Origin of the sequence: Nocardia sp. NBC_00565, assembly GCF_036345915.1 — a bacterium.
Classification (GTDB): domain Bacteria; phylum Actinomycetota; class Actinomycetes; order Mycobacteriales; family Mycobacteriaceae; genus Nocardia.
On sequence record NZ_CP107785.1, the window covers coordinates 6,125,564 to 6,143,420 of the forward strand.

18 protein-coding genes and 1 pseudogene are annotated in these 17,857 nt (G+C 65.1%); 10 read left to right on the top strand and 9 right to left on the bottom strand.

The annotated features are described in order from the left end of the window. Nucleotides 1–14: 14 nt before the first annotated feature. A complete protein-coding gene (locus tag OG874_RS28380; protein ID WP_330250159.1) occupies nucleotides 15–1,472 on the bottom strand; it encodes an MFS transporter in 1,458 nt (485 codons plus the stop codon). Nucleotides 1,473–1,547: 75 nt separating this feature from the next. On the opposite strand from OG874_RS28380, the gene OG874_RS28385 reads away from it, so the two are divergent. Both OG874_RS28385 and OG874_RS28390 read left to right on the top strand, forming a co-directional pair. Next, nucleotides 1,548–2,030, top strand: coding sequence for a MarR family winged helix-turn-helix transcriptional regulator (locus OG874_RS28385; protein ID WP_330250160.1), 483 nt, complete (start codon nucleotides 1,548–1,550; stop codon nucleotides 2,028–2,030). A 34-nt stretch (nucleotides 2,031–2,064) separates the two neighbouring features. After that, nucleotides 2,065–2,691, top strand: coding sequence for a hypothetical protein (locus OG874_RS28390; RefSeq protein ID WP_330250161.1), 627 nt, complete (start codon nucleotides 2,065–2,067; stop codon nucleotides 2,689–2,691). Nucleotides 2,692–2,694: 3 nt separating this feature from the next. On the opposite strand, the gene OG874_RS28395 is transcribed toward OG874_RS28390, so the two are convergent. Continuing rightward, nucleotides 2,695–3,519, bottom strand: a complete 825-nt coding sequence (locus tag OG874_RS28395) for an AraC family transcriptional regulator (RefSeq protein ID WP_330250162.1) — start codon at nucleotides 3,517–3,519, stop codon at nucleotides 2,695–2,697. 63 nt (nucleotides 3,520–3,582) lie between these two features. Between OG874_RS28395 and OG874_RS28400 the strand changes: the two genes are divergently transcribed. Both OG874_RS28400 and OG874_RS28405 read left to right on the top strand, forming a co-directional pair. Beyond that, a complete protein-coding gene (locus OG874_RS28400) occupies nucleotides 3,583–4,479 on the top strand; it encodes a DMT family transporter (protein WP_330250163.1) in 897 nt (298 codons plus the stop codon). Nucleotides 4,480–4,667: 188 nt separating this feature from the next. Then, nucleotides 4,668–6,590, top strand: a complete 1,923-nt coding sequence (locus OG874_RS28405; RefSeq protein WP_330250164.1) for a serine/threonine-protein kinase — start codon at nucleotides 4,668–4,670, stop codon at nucleotides 6,588–6,590. Between the two features lie 14 nt (nucleotides 6,591–6,604). On the opposite strand, the gene OG874_RS28410 is transcribed toward OG874_RS28405, so the two are convergent. Then, nucleotides 6,605–6,892 (bottom strand): hypothetical protein, encoded by a 288-nt coding sequence (locus OG874_RS28410; protein ID WP_330250165.1) that lies wholly within the window; start codon nucleotides 6,890–6,892, stop codon nucleotides 6,605–6,607. 148 nt (nucleotides 6,893–7,040) lie between these two features. Here OG874_RS28410 and OG874_RS28415 point away from each other — a divergent pair, with 148 nt between their 5' ends. Genes OG874_RS28415 through OG874_RS28425 form a run of 3 tightly spaced genes read left to right on the top strand, consistent with a single transcriptional unit; the run spans nucleotide 7,041 to nucleotide 11,234 of the window. After that, complete coding sequence (locus tag OG874_RS28415; protein ID WP_330250166.1) at nucleotides 7,041–8,084, top strand: DUF2235 domain-containing protein; 1,044 nt, start codon at nucleotides 7,041–7,043, stop codon at nucleotides 8,082–8,084. Beyond that, nucleotides 8,063–9,973 carry a hypothetical protein gene (locus OG874_RS28420; RefSeq protein WP_330250167.1) on the top strand — a complete coding sequence of 637 codons (1,911 nt, stop codon included), beginning with the start codon at nucleotides 8,063–8,065 and terminating at the stop codon, nucleotides 9,971–9,973. Before OG874_RS28415 ends, OG874_RS28420 begins: the two co-directional genes overlap by 22 nt. Before the next feature lie 7 nt (nucleotides 9,974–9,980). Continuing rightward, complete coding sequence (locus tag OG874_RS28425) at nucleotides 9,981–11,234, top strand: hypothetical protein (protein ID WP_330250168.1); 1,254 nt, start codon at nucleotides 9,981–9,983, stop codon at nucleotides 11,232–11,234. A 77-nt stretch (nucleotides 11,235–11,311) separates the two neighbouring features. Here OG874_RS28425 and OG874_RS28430 read toward each other — a convergent pair whose 3' ends face one another. The 6 genes and pseudogenes from OG874_RS28430 to OG874_RS28455 form a co-directional block, all read right to left on the bottom strand. Beyond that, nucleotides 11,312–12,268 carry an alpha/beta fold hydrolase gene (locus tag OG874_RS28430; protein ID WP_330250169.1) on the bottom strand — a complete coding sequence of 319 codons (957 nt, stop codon included), beginning with the start codon at nucleotides 12,266–12,268 and terminating at the stop codon, nucleotides 11,312–11,314. Between the two features lie 391 nt (nucleotides 12,269–12,659). Next, nucleotides 12,660–13,013 (bottom strand): hypothetical protein, encoded by a 354-nt coding sequence (locus OG874_RS28435; protein ID WP_330250170.1) that lies wholly within the window; start codon nucleotides 13,011–13,013, stop codon nucleotides 12,660–12,662. Nucleotides 13,014–13,179: 166 nt separating this feature from the next. Further along, nucleotides 13,180–14,394 carry a DUF6973 domain-containing protein gene (locus OG874_RS28440; protein WP_330250171.1) on the bottom strand — a complete coding sequence of 405 codons (1,215 nt, stop codon included), beginning with the start codon at nucleotides 14,392–14,394 and terminating at the stop codon, nucleotides 13,180–13,182. Further along, on the bottom strand, nucleotides 14,391–14,690 hold the full coding sequence (locus tag OG874_RS28445; protein WP_330250172.1) for a hypothetical protein: 300 nt from the start codon (nucleotides 14,688–14,690) through the stop codon (nucleotides 14,391–14,393). Before OG874_RS28445 ends, OG874_RS28440 begins: the two co-directional genes overlap by 4 nt. An 89-nt stretch (nucleotides 14,691–14,779) precedes the next feature. Beyond that, nucleotides 14,780–14,971: a hypothetical protein gene (locus OG874_RS28450; protein ID WP_330250173.1), complete on the bottom strand. Its 192-nt coding sequence runs from the start codon at nucleotides 14,969–14,971 to the stop codon at nucleotides 14,780–14,782. 227 nt (nucleotides 14,972–15,198) lie between these two features. Beyond that, nucleotides 15,199–15,381 (bottom strand): annotated as a pseudogene (locus tag OG874_RS28455) (amino acid permease); the annotation flags it as partial. A gap of 443 nt (nucleotides 15,382–15,824) precedes the next feature. On the opposite strand from OG874_RS28455, the gene OG874_RS28460 reads away from it, so the two are divergent. The 3 genes from OG874_RS28460 to OG874_RS28470 all read left to right on the top strand — a co-directional run bounded on the left by OG874_RS28460 (nucleotide 15,825) and on the right by OG874_RS28470 (nucleotide 17,798). Continuing rightward, nucleotides 15,825–16,010 (top strand): hypothetical protein, encoded by a 186-nt coding sequence (locus tag OG874_RS28460; protein ID WP_330250174.1) that lies wholly within the window; start codon nucleotides 15,825–15,827, stop codon nucleotides 16,008–16,010. Further along, nucleotides 16,007–16,762 carry an SDR family NAD(P)-dependent oxidoreductase gene (locus OG874_RS28465; protein WP_330250175.1) on the top strand — a complete coding sequence of 252 codons (756 nt, stop codon included), beginning with the start codon at nucleotides 16,007–16,009 and terminating at the stop codon, nucleotides 16,760–16,762. The genes OG874_RS28460 and OG874_RS28465 overlap by 4 nt, the downstream gene beginning before the upstream one ends. A gap of 157 nt (nucleotides 16,763–16,919) precedes the next feature. Beyond that, nucleotides 16,920–17,798 (top strand): ABC transporter substrate-binding protein, encoded by an 879-nt coding sequence (locus OG874_RS28470; protein ID WP_330250176.1) that lies wholly within the window; start codon nucleotides 16,920–16,922, stop codon nucleotides 17,796–17,798. The last annotated feature ends 59 nt before the right edge of the window (nucleotides 17,799–17,857 follow it).

Below are 17,857 nucleotides of genomic sequence, written 5' to 3' on the forward strand. Positions count from 1 at the left end.
CTAGCGCCCGATGATCAGGCGTGCCCGGCCATATCGGCGGCATCCGCTGCCTTGCGCATCGGAATGATCAGCGTCAGCACGATCGCGACCAGGGCCGCCGCCGTGGCGATCAGGAAGGTGGTGTGGAAGCCGTCACGCGAGGGCAATACGTGCGGGCCGAGCTGCATCGTCATATGCGCCAGCACCACGCTCATCACGGCCGCCGAGGACGAGGTGCCGATCGAGCGCATCAGCGAATTGAGGCCGTTGGCCGCGGCGGTCTCGGTGATCGGGACCGCGCCCATGATCAGTGCGGGCATCGCGGCGTAGGCCAGGCCGACGCCACCCGCGACGATCATCGACGCCACCATCAGCTCCCAGACACTGTTCATCAGCACCACGGCGCACAGGTAACCGACCGCGATCACGGCCGAACCGAGCGCCAGCGTGACCTTCGGGCCGCGCACCGCCGAGAGTCGCGCGGAGACCGGCGACAGCAGGATCATCACGAATCCGGTCGGGGCCAGCGCCAATCCGGCATTGACCATGGACAGGCCGAAGCCGTACCCGGTCTGCTCCGGCGCCATCATCAGCTGCGGGAAGGTCAGCGACATGCCGTAGAGCGCGAATCCGACCGCGATAGTAGCGACGTTGGTGAACAGCACCCGCGGCCGCGCCGAGACCCGCAGGTCGACCAGCGGCGAGCGCTGCTTCAGTTCGAAGTAGCCCCAGATCAGGAACACCAGCACCGACAGCCCGAACAGGCCGAGCGTGCTCGCACTGCCCCAACCCCAGTCCGCACCCTTGGTGATCGGAATCAGCAACGCCAGCAACGCGATCGAGAGCCCGACCGCACCACCGAAGTCGAAGCGCGCGGGGGTCCGCACCGGCGACTCCGGCACGAAGACGAAAACCACTACGGCACAGATGACACCGAGCCCGGCCGAGGTCCAGAACAGCATGTGCCAGTCCGCGTTCTGCGCGATCGCCGCCGCCAACGGCAGGCCGAGGGCACCACCGACGCCGAGCGTGGCGCTCATGATCGCCATCGCCGAACCCACCTTTTCGGCGGGCAATTCGTCGCGCATGATGCTGATGCCGAGCGGGATCGCACCGACGGCCGCACCCTGCAGCGAGCGCCCGATGATCTCGGGAACCAGCGAGGAGAACAGGGCACAGACCACCGAACCGGCGACCAGCGACACCAGATTCGCGAACAGCACCCGGCGCTTGCCGAACATATCGCCGAGTCGGCCGCTGATCGGGGTCGCCACCGCACCGGCGAGCAGGGTCGCGGTGATCACCCAGGAGGCGTTGGACGCCGAGGTACCCAGCAGCGACGGCAGCGTGGGGATGAGCGGAATGACCAGCGTCTGCATCAGCGAAACGACGACACCCACCAGGCCGAGGGTCGCGATGACCAGGCGGGGTGTGGGACGGCGCCGGACGTCGGTTTCGGTGACGGTCGAAGACGCGTCGGCTGCAACAGTCATGAATGTGTACGCTACACATCATATGTATCATGCACAATTTGCTATCTACGTGATCCAGCCGACATAGTGTGGGCCATGCCCGAACCAGGACCCGCGGATAATGACGCGCTCACCCGCCTCGTCTTCGAGCTGACCCTGCTGTCCCGGCACTTCCCCGCATCGCTGCTGCGGCGACCGGGCTTCCAGCTCGACCGGTCGGCATATCTGATCCTGACCAGGTTGGAGATCGACTCCCCACTCAGCCTGCGCGAGCTGTCAGAGGCCTTCCGGCTCGATATCTCGACCATCAACCGGCAGGTCGCGGCCATGCTGAAGCAGGGCCTGGTGGAACGCGTCCTCGATCCGGCGGGCGGCATCGCCCGCAAGATCCGGGCCAGCGCCAAGGGCCTGGAATTGGCCGCCGCCGATCGCGAGCAGAGCCTTGAGAGCATCGGCGCGGTCGTCGCCGACTGGGACGCCGCCGATATCGCACAGCTGAGCGAGCTCATCTCCCGTTTCAACGTGTCGATCGAGCACGTCGAAGAGAACCCGTGGCCGCGACCGCCTTGCGCCGAGTAGCGCACCGCCCGCGACGTCGGGCACTATCGCTGTCGTGAGGTTCGGGTTCGGGACGATCGCGGCAACACTTGTGGCGGCATCGCCGCTCGCCGTCGGCTGCGGACTGAGCACCGAGGCCGACGAATGGGATGGCTGGACCGTGACGGTCTATTACACCGCCGTCGAGTCGTATCACTCCGGTCCACGCGAAACCGTGCGTGGCTGCAGCGATCTCGAATGCACCGACGCCAATATCGAAATCGGCACGCTGCCAGAAGCTTTCGTCGACGTCGTGCGCGACGAAGGCAGCGGCCGGATCACCAGTGGCGAGCATGCGGGCGATTACCTGAACTGGTCCTACGATGTCGGCTTCTGGCTCGACACCGAGCCGCGCGATACCCGCGGCCAGGCCCTGCACCCGTTCGAGAGTGCGGCGGCGGACGACATCGACCCGGGAACTCGGCTGCGGCTCACCGGTTGTGGGACCACCGACCGCGAATCCGAGGATGTGTGCGCCAGATTCAGCGCCGCGACCTGGACGATCGGCGACGAATTCACGCCCGGACTCGGCGGGCCGCGGCATCTGGATGTCTACATCGGCGAGGAGACCTCCGAAAGTTTCACCGAGGGACCGGATTTCGTGACGTTCACCGAGGCGACGCTCGAACCCGTTGCGCCTTGAGCTTCATCCTGCTTCGAGATAGACGCCGGGCGTGATGCCGTAGCAGCGCCGGAACCAGCGGGTCAGATGGGCTTGATCGGCGAATCCGGCCTCGACGGCCGCCGCGCTGATCGGTCGGCCCGCGGCGATCAGTCGGCGGGCCGCGCGCAGGCGCAGTAGTCGTTGATAATCGCTGGGCGCCAGACCGTAATTGGTGCGGAAGGCGCGGTACAGCGCGAATCTGCTGCACTCGGCGGCCTCGGCCAGATCGTCCATGGAGATGGGATCGAGATAGCGGTCGTGCAGTACGGCGCGGACCCGGCGGGCGATCTCGGATGCCGAACCATCCTGCATCACTGCGGCTTTCGCAGTTTTGCGGCTACCACGCTGCACCAACGCCGCCACCGCCGCGGCCAACGCTTCATCGGCGGCGAGCTCGGTGGCGGGGCCGATCAGACTCGCGCACAACCTGCTCAATGCCGCCGATAGCACCGGATCCGGCAGCACCGGGTCGGCGAACAGCGGCAGGCCGGTCGGTCGGCCCGCCCGATCGGTGAGCAGATCGGTGATCAACTCGGGACCGATGTGGGCGATCCAGTAGGTGAATCCGAGTTCGGTCGTGCTGTGGCCGTCGTGCGGCTCATCCGGATTGAAGGCCATCACCATGCCTGCCGCGCTGGTGCGCGTCGCACCGCGACAGTCGAAGGTCTGCGCGCCGAATTCGGTCAGCCCGAAGGAGTAGGTCTCGTGACTGTGCAGGTCGTAGACGTGGCGCTGGAAATGCGCGTGCATGACCTCGACCGGCCGGTCCGCCATCCGCCGGTAGTCGACCCATTCGTGCTCGGTCACCGATCCATTGTCCCCGCACCAGCGTTCAATACTTTGCCTCGACCCCCGCCGAGGATCGAATCCGTGCGTATCAGATTGCTTTTGGTGCTGGTCATGGCGTTGTGGGGCAGCGCGTTCGCGTCCTCGAAGCTGGCGGTGAACGAGGTGCCGCACGAGGTAGCCGGCTTCCTGCGGTTCCTGATCGGCACGATCGTGCTGCTCATTGTGCTGCGGGCGCCGCGCCTGCCCGTCGCCGACGGCGTTCGCGCCGCCGGCCTCGGGCTCGTCGGGGTGTTCGGCTACAACTTCCTGTTCTTCCTCGGGCTGTCCCTGGCCCCCGCGGCGGACGGCAGCGTGATCGTGCCGATGGCCGCGCCTATCTTCACGGTCGTCGTGACGGCGCTGCGCGGCCACACCCGCCTGTCCCCGATCAGAATCATCGGCCTCACCACCGCGATCGCGGGTGCGGGCGTCTTCTTCGCCGGCATCCCCACCACCGGCGCCAACCGCCTGCTCGGCGATCTCGTCTTCCTTGCCGCGGCAGCCTGCTGGGCGAGCTACACCATGCTCGGCGCGCCCCTGCTGGCCAGGCTCTCCGCCCCGACCGTCACCGTATATGCCACCGCCGCGGGCACTCTCGCCCTCGGACTCTTCGCGGCACCGGCCCTCCCCGATGTCCCGTGGTCCGATCTGAGCCTCGAATTCTGGCTCAACCAGGCCTATCTCGGCATCCTCCCCACCGCCCTGGCCTATGTCCTCTATTACCGCGCGGTCGGGCAGGTCGGTCCGGCCACCGCGTCGGCGGCGATGTTCCTCGTCCCCGCCTTCGGCCTCACCTGCGCCTGGATCCTGCTCGGCGAATCCATCTCCCCTGTCCAAGCCCTCGGCGCCGCGCTGATGTTCGTGGGCGCCTGGCTGAACACCCGGCGCGCGGCACCTCGCGAACCGACCCCGCGCGAGCCCGTGAAGGTGCATCCCTAGCGGGTCGGATGCCTGCTGACGACGCATTTGCGGGCGGCACAGCAGTCTCCGGCGCTGGCATCCTGCGCCAACCCGCGCGAAAATATTCGCGCCGGACCGGACCACCTCGCCCTCGCCGATCGATGACGTTGCGCCGCATGTGAAACATGCATGTCGCGTCGGTGCGGCGATGCACATAGGCTTGCGCCGTGATTTCCGGGCGGACAGTGGTCGACGGGCGTTTCGAGTTGCTCGAGCCGCTCGGCAGCGGCGGCATGGGGACGGTGTGGCGGGCGTATGACCTCGCACTGCATCGCGAGGTCGCGCTGAAAGAAGTGCGGGCGGACGAAGCGGATGGTGCGGCCGGTTCATCGGGCGTGCACCGGGAGCGGGTGCTGCGGGAAGCCAGGGCGCTGGCGCGGATCGGTCACCCGAATGTCGTGGCCATTCACCACATCGTGGATTCGCCCGAGGTAGCCCACCCATGGATCGTCATGGAGCTGGTTCGCGGGCAGAGTCTCGCCGATTACTTGGCCGGTGGCGTGCTACCCCCGCCGCGAGTGGCGCAGCTCGGCCGCGGCATCCTCGCCGCCCTACGCGCCGCACACCAGGTGGGCGTGCTGCATCGCGATATCAAACCCGCGAATGTGCTGCTGCGCGAGGATGGTTCACCGGTTCTGACCGACTTCGGTATCGCGGCGATCAACGGCATGAACGGGTTGACCTCCACCGGAAGTGTGGTCGGCTCGCTGGATTATGTTGCGCCGGAACGACTCAGCGGTCAGGAGGGGCATCCGGCCTCCGATCTGTGGTCGCTGGGGCTGGTGCTCTACGTCGCGGTGGAGGGGTTTCACCCGATGCGGCGTGATTCGACTGTCGCCACGCTCGCGGCCGTCATCAGAGGTGAGGTGCCGCCGCCGCAGCGGGCCGGAGTGCTGACAAACGTACTCGCGGCGTTGTTGGTGCCCGATCCGGATCGGCGGCCGAGCGCGGAGCAGGTCGATCAGATGCTCGCGCGGGCAGTTGGGGCGGCGGGGGTTGTCGGTGCGGCAGGTACGTTCGATCCGCCGAGCGCGGGCGGCGGTTTCGGTGCGGTCAGCGCACCGGGTGGGTTCAGTGCTCCTGGCGTGATCGGTACGCCCGGATCGATGGGTGTGCACGGCTCGATCAACACGCCCAACTCGATCGGTGCGCACGGCGCGAACAGCACACCCGGATCGATGAGTGCGCACGGCGCGATCAACACGCCCAACTCGATCGGTGCGCACGGCGCGAACAGCACGCCCGGATCGATGAGTCCGCGCGACTCGATCACGCCCGGCTCGATGAGTCCGCACGGCGCCAACAGCACACCTGGCTCGATGAGTCCGTACGGCGCGATCAATACACCCGGCGCGATGGGTGCGCCGAGCCCGCTCGGTGCATCCCACGCACCCGGTGCCGCACCCCGGCTACCCGGCCCCGCGGATTACCCAGCGCGCAAGCCGCTCTCGCGCGGGATCGCACTGGGGCTCGTAGCTGCTGTTGTCGTCGCTGCCGTTGTCGTCGCGATCGTGATAGTGGCACTGCGACCCGACTCGACCGGCAACCAGGCCGGTCCGAGCAATCCCCCCGCCACCGGCGATTCCCCCGCAACGAGCCGATCTGTGGGCCCGACGTCCGCGGTACCCGGGACCGGGAACGCTGTCGACCTACTCACCCCGAACGGCATCCGACAGGCGATCACCGCACTCGAAAAGGTCTCCGGCAGTCAGGAATTCACCGAGGCGACGTTCTATCCGACCTACGCCAACGTCGGCGCACCGGTCGCCGGCAAGCCCACACTCTTCGACCTCTTCGTCTACCGCGACGGCAACGGCAGCCGAAAGGGCGCGGGCGGCGCGCTGTCCAACCCCGCCACGGTCAAGCTGAGCGCGATCAATTGGGACGCACTGCCAACCCTGCTCCGAACCGCCGAGGACAGCCTCGGCATCCCCACCCCAACGATGCGCTACGTCATTGTCGATCCCTCCTGGACCTTCAACAATGACCAGCCGACTGTCATGGTCTACCTGACCGACGCCTACGGCGGCGCATACCTAGCGGCCAACACCGACGGCACCGTGGTGACGATGTACCCCAGGGGACGCTGACCCGCCCCACACCGTCAGATATTCGTTCCAGGAATAACGCACCGTCCGTCGGGCCCGATGGTCCCGATGATCATCCCGTCCGACAACGTACAGAAGCTGTCGACCGGTACACATTCACGATGCGTGTTCATAACCATATTGGTCCCACACGGCGTACCAGGATCATCCGGTGCGGCCTGCGCTCCAGCGGCAACGGCCAAGGGTACGGCGAACCCCGCGAATATGGTGACGAAAAGAAGAGCGAAACGAGATATGATTTGATCTTCCAAAATGGCGTATCCCAATGAGTTCTTGCTATTCACACCGTCCGATCATGTGCGTCGAGCTCGTAAACGCCTAGAACCCGTCCTGACCAGCAGAATCGTACTCGCTCCCCGATCGACGATCAGCGGGGGATTCAGGTAGAGCACTACTCGATACTTGCCGACTCGACGAGCCCACACTCGTCCTGTGTCCACTGGATCCAAGAACATCGTCATCTGTCTCGACGGGACAGGTAATCAGCTCCGCGCCAGTGGCAGCACGAATGTGGTCCGCCTATTCGAGATGCTGGACCTGAGCGATTCCGCGAAGCAGATCGCCTACTACGACCCGGGTGTCGGCACATTCAGTGCTCGGGGTGCATGGTCGCCCACGGCCCGATGGTTTTCGCGGATGCTCGGATTGGCGCTCGGCAGCGGGCTGCGGTCGAATCTCGCCGAGGCCTACTCCTATTTGATCGAGCACTGGCAACCAGGCGACCGAGTATTCATATTCGGATTCAGCCGCGGTGCGTACACCGCGCGCGCCCTGGCCGGACTGCTGCACGAGCCGGGCCTCTTGCGTCCGGGCAGCGAGAACCTCGTCCAATATGTTGTCAGCGCATACACGCGCAAAGCTACGGACTGGCCAGAGTTGCGCCGATACGCCCGTACCTTCTGCTCGAAGTCCCAGCACGGTGACTTCTCGATTCCCATCGAATTCCTCGGCGTATGGGACACGGTCAAGGCGGCCGGTCTGCTCCGCTGGGAACTCCGCTGGCCCTTCACCAGGCAGGTGCCCAACGTGGTGAAGGCGTGGCACGCCGTTTCCATCGATGAGAAGCGCCGTCCGTACGAGGAATACCTGGTCATGCCCAAGGGGGACCGTCCGGTTCTCACCGAGGCCTGGTTCGCCGGTGTTCATTCCGACGTCGGTGGCACATTCGAGGACGATCCGAAGCTAGCCGAGATCGCGCTGAAGTGGATCGCGGACGGCGCACTCGAGTCCGGATTGCTGCTGCGGGCCGAGGCATATCTGCGGACCTGCGCCGTCGACCCGATGCACGCGAACGGCCGGGTGCACCGAATGGGGTGGATCTGGGCCCTGCTCACCTACCGTCGGCGCAAGGTTCCATCGGGTGCCCAAGTGCACACGAGCGTGCGGTCCCGGTGCACGACCGACCCGAACTATCGGAAACGAATCCCCCAAGACATCCGGTGGGAGGACGAACAATGGACCAAATTGCGCATGTAGCGGCGACCACCGCGGCTGGCCCGCGGACATCGGCGTGCGGCAATAGCGGAATCGGCCCGCCGGCCCGGCGCAGGCTGCGCACCTTCGCATTCGACCCGATGTCGACACGTCTGTCCGGGCGGTTTCTCACGCTGGACATCCCCTTCGAATGCATCCGCGGCCCCGGACCCGACGGTGGACTCGTACAGGTGGTCGACTTCGACGCCAGCCGCGATGCCTGGTACGAGCCGGTCGACCTCGACGATCCATTTGTGTTGGCGCAAGACGGAATTCGTCCGACGGAGGGTGATCCGCGGGCGCATCAACAGGTCGTATACGCGGTGGCAATGAGTGTCATCGAACGGTTCGAACGATTCATGGGACGTCGATTCCGTTGGCACGGCGACCAGATCCTGCGCCTCGTCCCGCATGCCTTCGAGGGGCAGAACGCCTATTTCGATCCGCGGCGCCGCGCCGTGCTATTCGGCTATTACCAAGCCGATGCCGAGAACCCCGGCGCGAATCTCCCCGGCCAGGTCATTTTCACCTGCCTGTCGAGTGACATCATCGCGCACGAGGTGACGCACGCGATCGTGCATCGAATCCGGCGGCTCTACAACGAATCCACCAACCGAGATGTCTTCGCCTGGCACGAGGCCGTTGCCGACTTGATGGCCCTGTTCCAGCATTTCGCACACCGGGATGTAGTACTCGAGGCAATCGCGAACACCTCGGGAAAACTCGAGAACAGCGCGGGACTGCTGGAATTGGCCAGGGAATTCGGCGAGTCGACCGGTCGCGGCGCCGCACTGCGTTCGGCGATAACGGACCCGAACCGGACGCCGGATAGATTTCGCGCGGCACAAGAGCCACACGAGCGGGGCGCGTGTTTCGTGGCGGCGGTATTCGACGCGTACCTCGACGCCTACCAGAATGCGATCGCGGACCTGTTGCGGATCGCCACCGGTGGAACCGGCATGCTTCCGGCGGGTCGCCTGCACCCGGACCTCGTATCGCGGCTCGCCGACGAGGCGGTGAAGACCGCGGACCGGATTCTCGGAATGGTCGTGCGTGGATTCGACTATCTCCCGGTCATCGACGTGACGTTCGGCGATGTGGTGCGCGCGATCGTCACCGCGGATCGCGGCCTGTACCCGGAGGACCGGCTACATCTGCGCAGCAGTCTCGTCGAGGCACTGCGGCGGCGCGGCATCTGGCCGATCAGCGTCACCTCGTTGACCGACGAGGCGCTGATCTGGCAGCAGCCGGATACCAGGCTGAACCTCAGCGAGGGCGATCATCCGGTGGACTTGTCCAGAGTCATCCTGTCCGCATCGAAGGATCTCGACCCGATCGGCAACCCCGGCGAATTACGCACACCCTCGTTACCCGACGGCAACGGCTCCGCCGGGCTGGCCGGCACCCAGACGCGGCGTTCCGTTTTCGAGCAAGTCGCCAAAGACCTCATCGCCTGGGCCCGTTCGAACGCACCCCAACTCGGGCTCGATCCGAACTTCGCCATCAGCTGCGAAGGAATCCACGTCTCATACCGGCTGGCGGGTGATCGGCTACCGCGTCCCGAACTGGCCATTCAGCTCCTGCAACGCCGCGCCGACCTCGAAGAATCGACGCCGGGAAAGCATCCGGTGATCCGCGCCGCCACCGCTCTGGTCGTCAGCGCCGATGGGAGTGTGGATTACGTCATCGCGAAGCCACTGCCGCTGAGCGATGAGTCCTCGGCCGACGACGACGCCGCACGGCCACTACACGAAGCGGGCAAACTACGACTCGCCGCGATGCGTGCTTGGTTCGACAGATTGGAAGCCGACGACGCGCTGAGCGCATGGACTGCCGAGCACGCGATCCACCGCCTCGACTTCGCCGCGATCCACTCGGAAACAGATCAGTAGGTGCGATATGTCAACGCCGACAACGATTGCCGTGCGGATGTACAACGTCGGATTCGGCGACGCCTTCACCGTGACGGTCCGGCGCAAGCACGAAACGTGGCGAATGTTGGTCGACTGCGGCGTACACAGCCAGGGCCAGGCGCGCCCGATCCGTGACTCCGTGCAGGCGATCATCGCCGACCTGGCCGAGGCAGATCCCGGTCACCGACCGCATCTCGACGTCGTCGTCGCCACCCACCACCACGCCGATCACATCACCGGCTTCGCCTGCGCGGAATGGGAGCAGGTCGAAGTCGACGAGGTGTGGGTGCCGTTTGTCGAGGACCCCGACGACGCGGACGCGCGACGGATCCGCAGCGGGCAGGACGATGCCGCGCGCGGCCTGGCCGCGCTCATCGACCGGCGCGTCCATCGACTCGACCGCATTCCAGCGGCAGTCGAACAGGCACGCGCATTCGCGCTGAACTCGCAAGGCAATGCCGCCGCGACCGATCGCCTCCTGGGCCGGAACCAGAAGGGGTTCGCAGCACCGCATCGGGTGCGGCACCTGCCGAGCAAGAAGCAGACGGAGAACAAGATCACCGTGGCTCGCGTAGGGCTCGTCGCACACATCCTCGGCCCACCGCGCGATACCCAGTTCCTCAAGCGAATGGATCCGCCCGCGAAGCAGTCGTGGCCACTGGTCAGGGGCGGCACCGCCACGGACACCGACGACACGCCCACACCGCTGTTCAACCGGCGCTACATCGCGCGGAATCCCTTGCCGGGCAGGCTGCCCAAGGCGAAGGCGGATCTGCACCTGGACAAACTCGTCACCGACGACGACCGATTGCTGCGCGCCGCCTCGATCCTCGAGAACGCGGTCAACAACACCAGCGTCTTCTTCGTCCTCGACATCTCCGGAACCCGGCTGCTATTTCCCGGAGACGCGCAACAGGGCGCATGGGAGCACGTACTCGCCGACACGAAAAACGTCGCTCTGGTTTCCGATTTATCTCTATACAAGGTCGGACACCACGGTTCCCACAACGCCACCCCCCGACGTTTCATCGAAACCGATTGGCAGACAAACGGATACGCGATGATCCCATTCGGCCTCGTCAAGCGATGGGCAAAAACGATCCCGAAGAAGTCCCTCCTCGATTCGCTCGCAGACCACGACCACACCGTCATCCGAGCAGACATATCCCCCAAGCCCGTCCCCAACAAGATCGCCGTCAAGGATGACATCTGGACCGAGGTGACCCTCACAGCTCAATGATCCACGTCCTTGCGGCCGCATTCCACGAGGAAGCCGTATTCATCGACCTCGCACAATAAGCCGTCTGTTCGAGCGGATTACGCGACGAGGGTGAGGTGGGCGCCCTCGACGCTGCTGGTACCGCCTGCACGGGTCAGCAGGCGGGCGATGGCCTCGGCGACCTGCGTCGGCTGCTCGAGGATCACCGAGTGACCGGCGCCCTCGACCATCACGTAATCCGCGTACTCGACGGCGGCGGCCATCGCGACGGAATGCGACGGTGGCGTCATCAGGTCGGCGGCGCCGCACAGCACCAACGTCGGGATCTTCGAGAGCAGAGGAAGGGCGTCGGTCTGGTCATAGACCATGAAGGCGCTCAGGAAGCTGGCCATCGTCACGATCGGCGTCTCGTTGTGCATCGCGTTGGCAAGGGTGAGCACGCGGGCGCTGACCTTGCGGTCACCGAATTCGGCGGTCCGGATGATCGGGGCGAAGACCTTGCAGGCCATCAGCTTCGCACGGTGCATCGCGACCGGCGCCCGTCGGACGGCGGCCTGGAATACCGAAACGACCGGGTTGCGCAGGAGGCGGCCGAAACCGGCGTCGGCGAGCCCGCTCGCCGCGGTCGCGATGAGTGCGACGCCGACGATGCGAGTGCCGATCTCCTGCGGGTTCTGGCTGGCGTAGGTCAGCGTGGTCATACCGCCCATCGAGTGGCCGACGAGGACGACCGGTCCGGTGGGGGCGACGGCGTCGAGAACGTCGCGCAGGTCGTGGCCGAGTTGCTCCAGGTTGTAGGTCTTTCGCGACGCCGTGGCGGAGTCGCCGTGGCCGCGGTGGTCATAGCAGACGACCCGGGCGTCGGGGTATTGGCGCAGCAGCGCGTCGCGGACGTAGGTCCAGGACTCGGTGCGCAGGCAATGTCCGTGCACGAGGACGACCGTGAGGTCCGCATTTCGTGGGCCGTATTCGCGAACCGCGAGTTCCACACCGTCTTCAGTCGAGACCGTGGCACGATGTTCTGCCGAGATGACAATTGTGCTGGTGATCGACATGGGATGCTCCGGTTCGCTGGCGGTGACAGGTCTAACTGTCCGCCACTTTCGCCCCCGGTATCAGGCCCCCGAGTGCTGGGCTCGCTCCCCCAAGGTGGTGCAAACCACCACCAAGGTGAGGCCTGTTGCACATATCGCGCTGTTCGAAGCCGTCACACACGCCACCGAATAGGCCAGCAGGGGCGTGATGGTGCGCGAGGGAAGCCGCGACGACAGACACCTCAACGACGGCGCCGCAGCCTCGACGCGCGGTGAAACGTCTCGAGGCGTCATCCGAGCGACTGTGACTGGGCACCGCTTGCCAGCAGAGGTTATTTCGCTTGGAATACAACGCGCTCGGTCGTTTCGACCTCGGCACATCTCAGGCGAACAACCTCGCCAGCGTGGGCTTTTAGGGCGCGGGCTCGAGTTTGTCGTGCCACTGAGAGGGCACGAGCAGCGATTCGGCGGTAAGCGCACCCAGGTCGCGGACCTCGAGAGGTTTCTTGTTCCCGCTCCAGGAGACGACCTGTACCGGCTTGACCTGATCGAGGAACAGGTAGTAGCCCTGCTCCGGCCCTTCCCGATAGCCGGTCGTGGGGAGGTGCTTCCAGCAGTATCCGGCCATATTCGCGTGTTGGTTGAGGTCGGCTTCGGTAGTCGACGCACGCACCTCGACCATGCGCACCCAATCATCGGTCCAACCAGCCGCCCGCGTGACGTCGATCAGCTTGGCTCCCACCTCCCCCTTCGCGACCTCACGCAACTTGGCATCGAAACTGCGGTTCGATCCAAGCGGCTCAACTTTGCTGTCGAAATCGAAAGTGCCGGTACAGGTTTGCTGCGACGACTCACCGGCGCTGGAAGTGCACGCGACAAGGATCGGCACAGCAACGATGGCCAAGAGAAGGTAGCTCAGTTTCGCCATGGGTTCATCGCTTTCCCGGCAGCGGGATCTCGACGCCGGCGGGCTGACCGGTCTGGCTCTCGCTCACGGTGTTGCTCCAGGTAATTTGCGGTCGGCTCTGTGTGCCGGTGCCGAGGACGATCGCTTGTCCACTACTGATGTGTTCAGCAACCTTCTGCGCCAGCTCTTCAGGAGTTGCGTTCGAGTTCGCCACACCGATCTTTCGGCCCTGTTCGTTGTTGTACAGATCCATAGCCTCGCGATGCGGCGGGTTCCCACCTATCTTTTCATGGCTCGTGGTGTACGTCTCGGTCCAATCCTCGCCGAACTTCTGCGTCATCAATGCATTCCAGTACGTGTGCCGGAATGCGTCACCATGCCCGTCCAGGTATGAGGTCGGATACCGCTTCTTGGCTTCATCCTCCGCCCGCGAGGTGATATCGAAGAAATCCTTCAGACCGGGAATTCCCTTCTTGGAGTACAGGTTATCGAGCGCCCTGGACTCCTCCTCGGTCATCAGAGTGGCCTTGAAATCCGGGATCGCCATCCGAATGACGTCGAGCAGTGCGCCGTCCGACGGCCAGATCACTGGATTGGAGCTCGACGTTTCGGTTTGATAATCAGTGAGTATCTTGGCCAGGTTCGGATCGGACGGGGTGCCAGACACACCTTGCTTTACTGAATCGGCCAACTTCTCCAGTATCCGCCCAAGGTTCTCCGACCCGGTAAGATCGGCCTCTTGAATCCTGGTCAGTGCCTGACGAATTGCCTGTGTCAGCCGGAACTCCTCCAACTCCTTTGTCGCAACGGCAGTAGCGGGAGACCACCAATGCTCCTTCATGGTCTCCCAATTCGACTGGCGCGAAAGCACTTCGCCGTCTGGTTCGCAGAATAGATCCCAGTCCGAATCCTCGACCTCTTCGAGCCACCCACGGATCTCTCCGATCTTCCCTTCAATGGTCTCGCAGACGGAGTTGATCGACTTGGCCATCTCCTCGTAGACGTCGACGGTTCTGAAACCATCCTTCTTGTCCTGATCACCGCGCTCGCGCACGCTATCGCCCGATTTGCCTTCGAAATATTCGTAGGACTGCTCGACCTTGCGTCCAGCATCAGCCATTTCCGAATCGATCTCACCCGACACGCGCTTCACAATCGATGCCACATCACGGGCCGGGCCGAGATTCCAACCCAGCACCTGAGGAACTGTGAGGGGATGATCCTCGTGAAATCCGCTCATCGCTCCCCCACCTGCCGCAAGCGAGTCGCGCTGGCTTGGTCCTGCTGCTCGAAGGCCGTGGCCTGCTGTTCGACCACACCAGCGAGCTCTCGCATTCGGCCGACATGAAAATCCACCACACGGTCCAGCGCTTCGAGGGTCTCCTGGATACGAACCCCCGTAGAAGAACCCGACAGTTTGTCCCGCGCATCGTCGCGACTATCCTTCGCGACCGGTGCCTTACCAGCGATGGCGTCCGAGTGAGCCCGCACATCGGCCGCCAGCTTACGCATCCTCGCCGGGTCGACCTCGAACACCGGATCACCATACCTTCGGTTTCCCTTGCCGCACATCGCAAGTCGCGTACGACAGACTTACCTACAGAGCGTCTTCGCGAGCCGCTGCGCTAACTATGCCGCCTCGGCGCGTCCCGGTTGAGCTCTGTATAGACACGTTCGGCCTCAGCCTGAGCATTTCCATACGCGATCCGGTGTTGATCCGCAATCAGCAGCTCGAGCCGCCGAGCCCCCGCTTCCAGCGCATACGGCTCGATACGCAGGGCCATGATCGTGCCGCGAGCATCGGCTTCGACATACACGCCACCATCCGACGATCGGGAACTGCCCCGCACATCAGAGACCGCGGCGTTCAATCGTTCGAGATGCGCGGCTCGACGCTCGGCGTATTCGTCCACTGCTCCCCCACTCGATCGACACACAGATCTTCTTCGACGTACAGCGGAACACTATCGGCCACAAGTTCGCAACGGCAAAACCCTGGTGTCGATGCCGGACTGTGGCGCTGCAATAGGGCGGGATCTCGAGCTGGCCCAGCGTCTCGAAGTACGTCGTCGTAGGTGCCGAAGATCCCGACCGCCATCGAGATGAACGCGAACGAGATCGCAAACACCTGAAAGGAACCCAGAGTTCGCTTCAGCTCCGGTTTGTAGCCGCTGTCTCGACATTCTCGATCGGCGATCTGCGCGCCCATCACGTTTTCTGCCGTCATCTCGGCCGCCTCACGTTGAATCGGGATTGCGGGAGAAGTCGAAACGCCTGAAAGGGCCCGATATAACGAGACCCGTTCCGCGGTAAGAGCCAGACCGGTCTGGTTTCATCCTCCCCCCACGGCTACGGATGTCAGCGGTTCGGCCCCTGAACACTCCGCTAGCACGGCGCACCGAACGCGCCCGCATGCCCGGAAGATGTGCCTGGACAGCGTACGTTCGATGTACGGGTCCAGCGGTTCCTGATCGCGGCGGGCAGTGAGCTCGGGCGGATCGGCGCGGCTCAGCTCGCGACAGGGCGGGGCGATCCGATGTTGCGCGAGTACGTGGCGCAGCGTGTGGACGCGGTGGTCTACCGGCGGCTCGACGAGCTGTTCCGGGACGGGCACCGGCGGGACTGCTGCCGTCGCCGCCTGAACTGCTGGGTGAGATCACCCGCGGCGCGTTGGAGCGGCTGCTCACCTCGCAGTTGCCCCACGAACTCGACTGGACCGCAGCCGATCTGCTGCGGGCGACGGTCGACATCGTGCTCTACGGGGCGATCCGCCCCGCACATCGCGGCATCGACGATGAAGAACTCGGGGCGGTCATGCCGACTGCCCACGATGATCAGCAGGAGGTGGAACTGTGACTGGGACAACCGGCAGGGTGGCATTGGTAACAGGGGCCAGCAGTGGAATCGGTGCGGCCACCGCGCGCCTGCTGGCCGCGCGAGGGATGCGTGTGGTGGTCAATTACCTCCACAGCGGCGCGGCAGCCGAGGAGGTCGTGGCCGGCATCGAGGCCGCAGGCGGCCGGGCTATGGCAGTGCAGGCCGACGTGCGCGAGACAGCGGCGGTCGAGACCATGATCGAACAGGTCCAGGCGGCGTGGGGCGGCACCGACGTGCTCGTGCACAACGCGCTCACCCCGTACGCGATCAAGCCGTTCCAGGACATGACGTGGAAAGAACTGGGCGGCAAGCTCGACGACGAGATGCGTGCGGCGTTCACGGTCACCAAAGCCGTCCTGCCCGCCATGACCGACCAGGGCTGGGGACGCCTGATCTACCTCGGCACCGGTCTGAGTCGCCAGCCCCGAGCGGGCATGATCGCATTGGGCACAGCCAAAGCGGCATTGGCGCAGTTCGCCCGGTACCTCGCCCAGGAACTGGGTCCGCGGGGCATCACGGTCAACGTCGTCGAGCCCGGCCCGGTGGAGGACACCCGCATCGCGGGTGTGCTCGACGACGAGCGCAAACAGCGACAAGTGGCCGCCACCCCCCTGGGCCGCTTGGCGCACACCGGCGACGTCGCCCAAGCGGTCGCCTTCTATGCCAGCGAGGACAACGCCTTCATGACCGGCACCACTGCCGCGGTCAACGGCGGGATGTCCATGTACTGACGCCTCGCTGTCCTCCACGCACAGGCCATACCGTCCGGGTCCGGCCGATGGCCGGACCGCATCCGGCACACGTCACCTCAGCACCATGGGCGAAAGCGGCCCGCGGCACACGGCATGCGCGGCGCATGGCGGGTGACACGATGAAGGAGGAACGTTCATGTACACGATCGATCTCGCCTACGTCGGGCGGGGATTGCACGAGGAACTGGTTGCCTACATCGCCGACCAACAGGGCTACTACGCCGACGAGGGCGTTCACGTCGCGCTGCGCGACGGCTGCACCTGGGACGAGGAGCGGCTGCGCCGCGGCGCCACCATCGGGCTCGGCCGGGCACTGCTGTCCCGGCTGGTCAATGGAGTCCCCTGGGTCGCACTCAATGTCAACACCCACCGCCCGCTGTTCTGGTTCCTTGCCCGCCCCGGCCTGACCTCCCTCGCCGATCTGGCCGGTCGGCGGCTGGCGGTACACGCCCCCCACACCGCGCCCGGTTGCTTCGCCCGGATCACGCTGCGCCACGCCGGTCTCGACCCGGACCGCGACATCCACACAATCATCCGCTCGCCCGGCGATTACGGCATGGACCTGCGCTGGCTGCACGAGGGCAGAGTCGATGCCGCCCTGGTCGGCAGCACGATGGCACCGGAGGCAATAGCCGCCGAGCAGGGCTGGCAGGTGCTGGCTTGGGTCGGCGACTATTTCCAAATCCCCACCGTAGGTGTGGCCGTCGACCCCACCTACATCCGCCCGGACGACCCCGCGGTCCAGGCCGTCGTACGAGCCCATCGGCGCGCGCTACACGTGATCCACAACGAACCCGACACGACGGTGCGGTATCTCCAGACGTTCCTCGGCCGACATACCGCGGACGAAGTCCGGGCCCACTGCAAGACGTTCATCGCACCGTATTTCACCACCGACGGCCAAGCCGACCTTGCCGTCGGTGCCACCGCGATCACCGCGGTCGCCGCCGAACTCGGTGTCCCCGACACCCTCACCGCAGCCGAGTTCTACCGCACCACAACCACCACACCCTAGGAGCCCGCGACGACTGCGCCGCAGCAGCGGTTGAATTACAGGGTCATTCAACTCGGCTC

Bases quoted from the DNA above. Each gene is read 5' to 3' on its own strand.
- OG874_RS28440 (WP_330250171.1), bottom strand. From the start codon at position 14,394: ATGAGCGGATTTCACGAGGATCATCCCCTCACAGTTCCTCAGGTGCTG.
- OG874_RS28420 (WP_330250167.1), top strand. From the start codon at position 8,063: ATGGACCAAATTGCGCATGTAGCGGCGACCACCGCGGCTGGCCCGCGG.
- OG874_RS28425 (WP_330250168.1), top strand. From the start codon at position 9,981: ATGTCAACGCCGACAACGATTGCCGTGCGGATGTACAACGTCGGATTC.
- OG874_RS28430 (WP_330250169.1), bottom strand. From the start codon at position 12,268: ATGTCGATCACCAGCACAATTGTCATCTCGGCAGAACATCGTGCCACG.
- OG874_RS28380 (WP_330250159.1), bottom strand. From the start codon at position 1,472: ATGACTGTTGCAGCCGACGCGTCTTCGACCGTCACCGAAACCGACGTC.
- OG874_RS28470 (WP_330250176.1), top strand. From the start codon at position 16,920: ATGTACACGATCGATCTCGCCTACGTCGGGCGGGGATTGCACGAGGAA.
- OG874_RS28385 (WP_330250160.1), top strand. From the start codon at position 1,548: ATGCCCGAACCAGGACCCGCGGATAATGACGCGCTCACCCGCCTCGTC.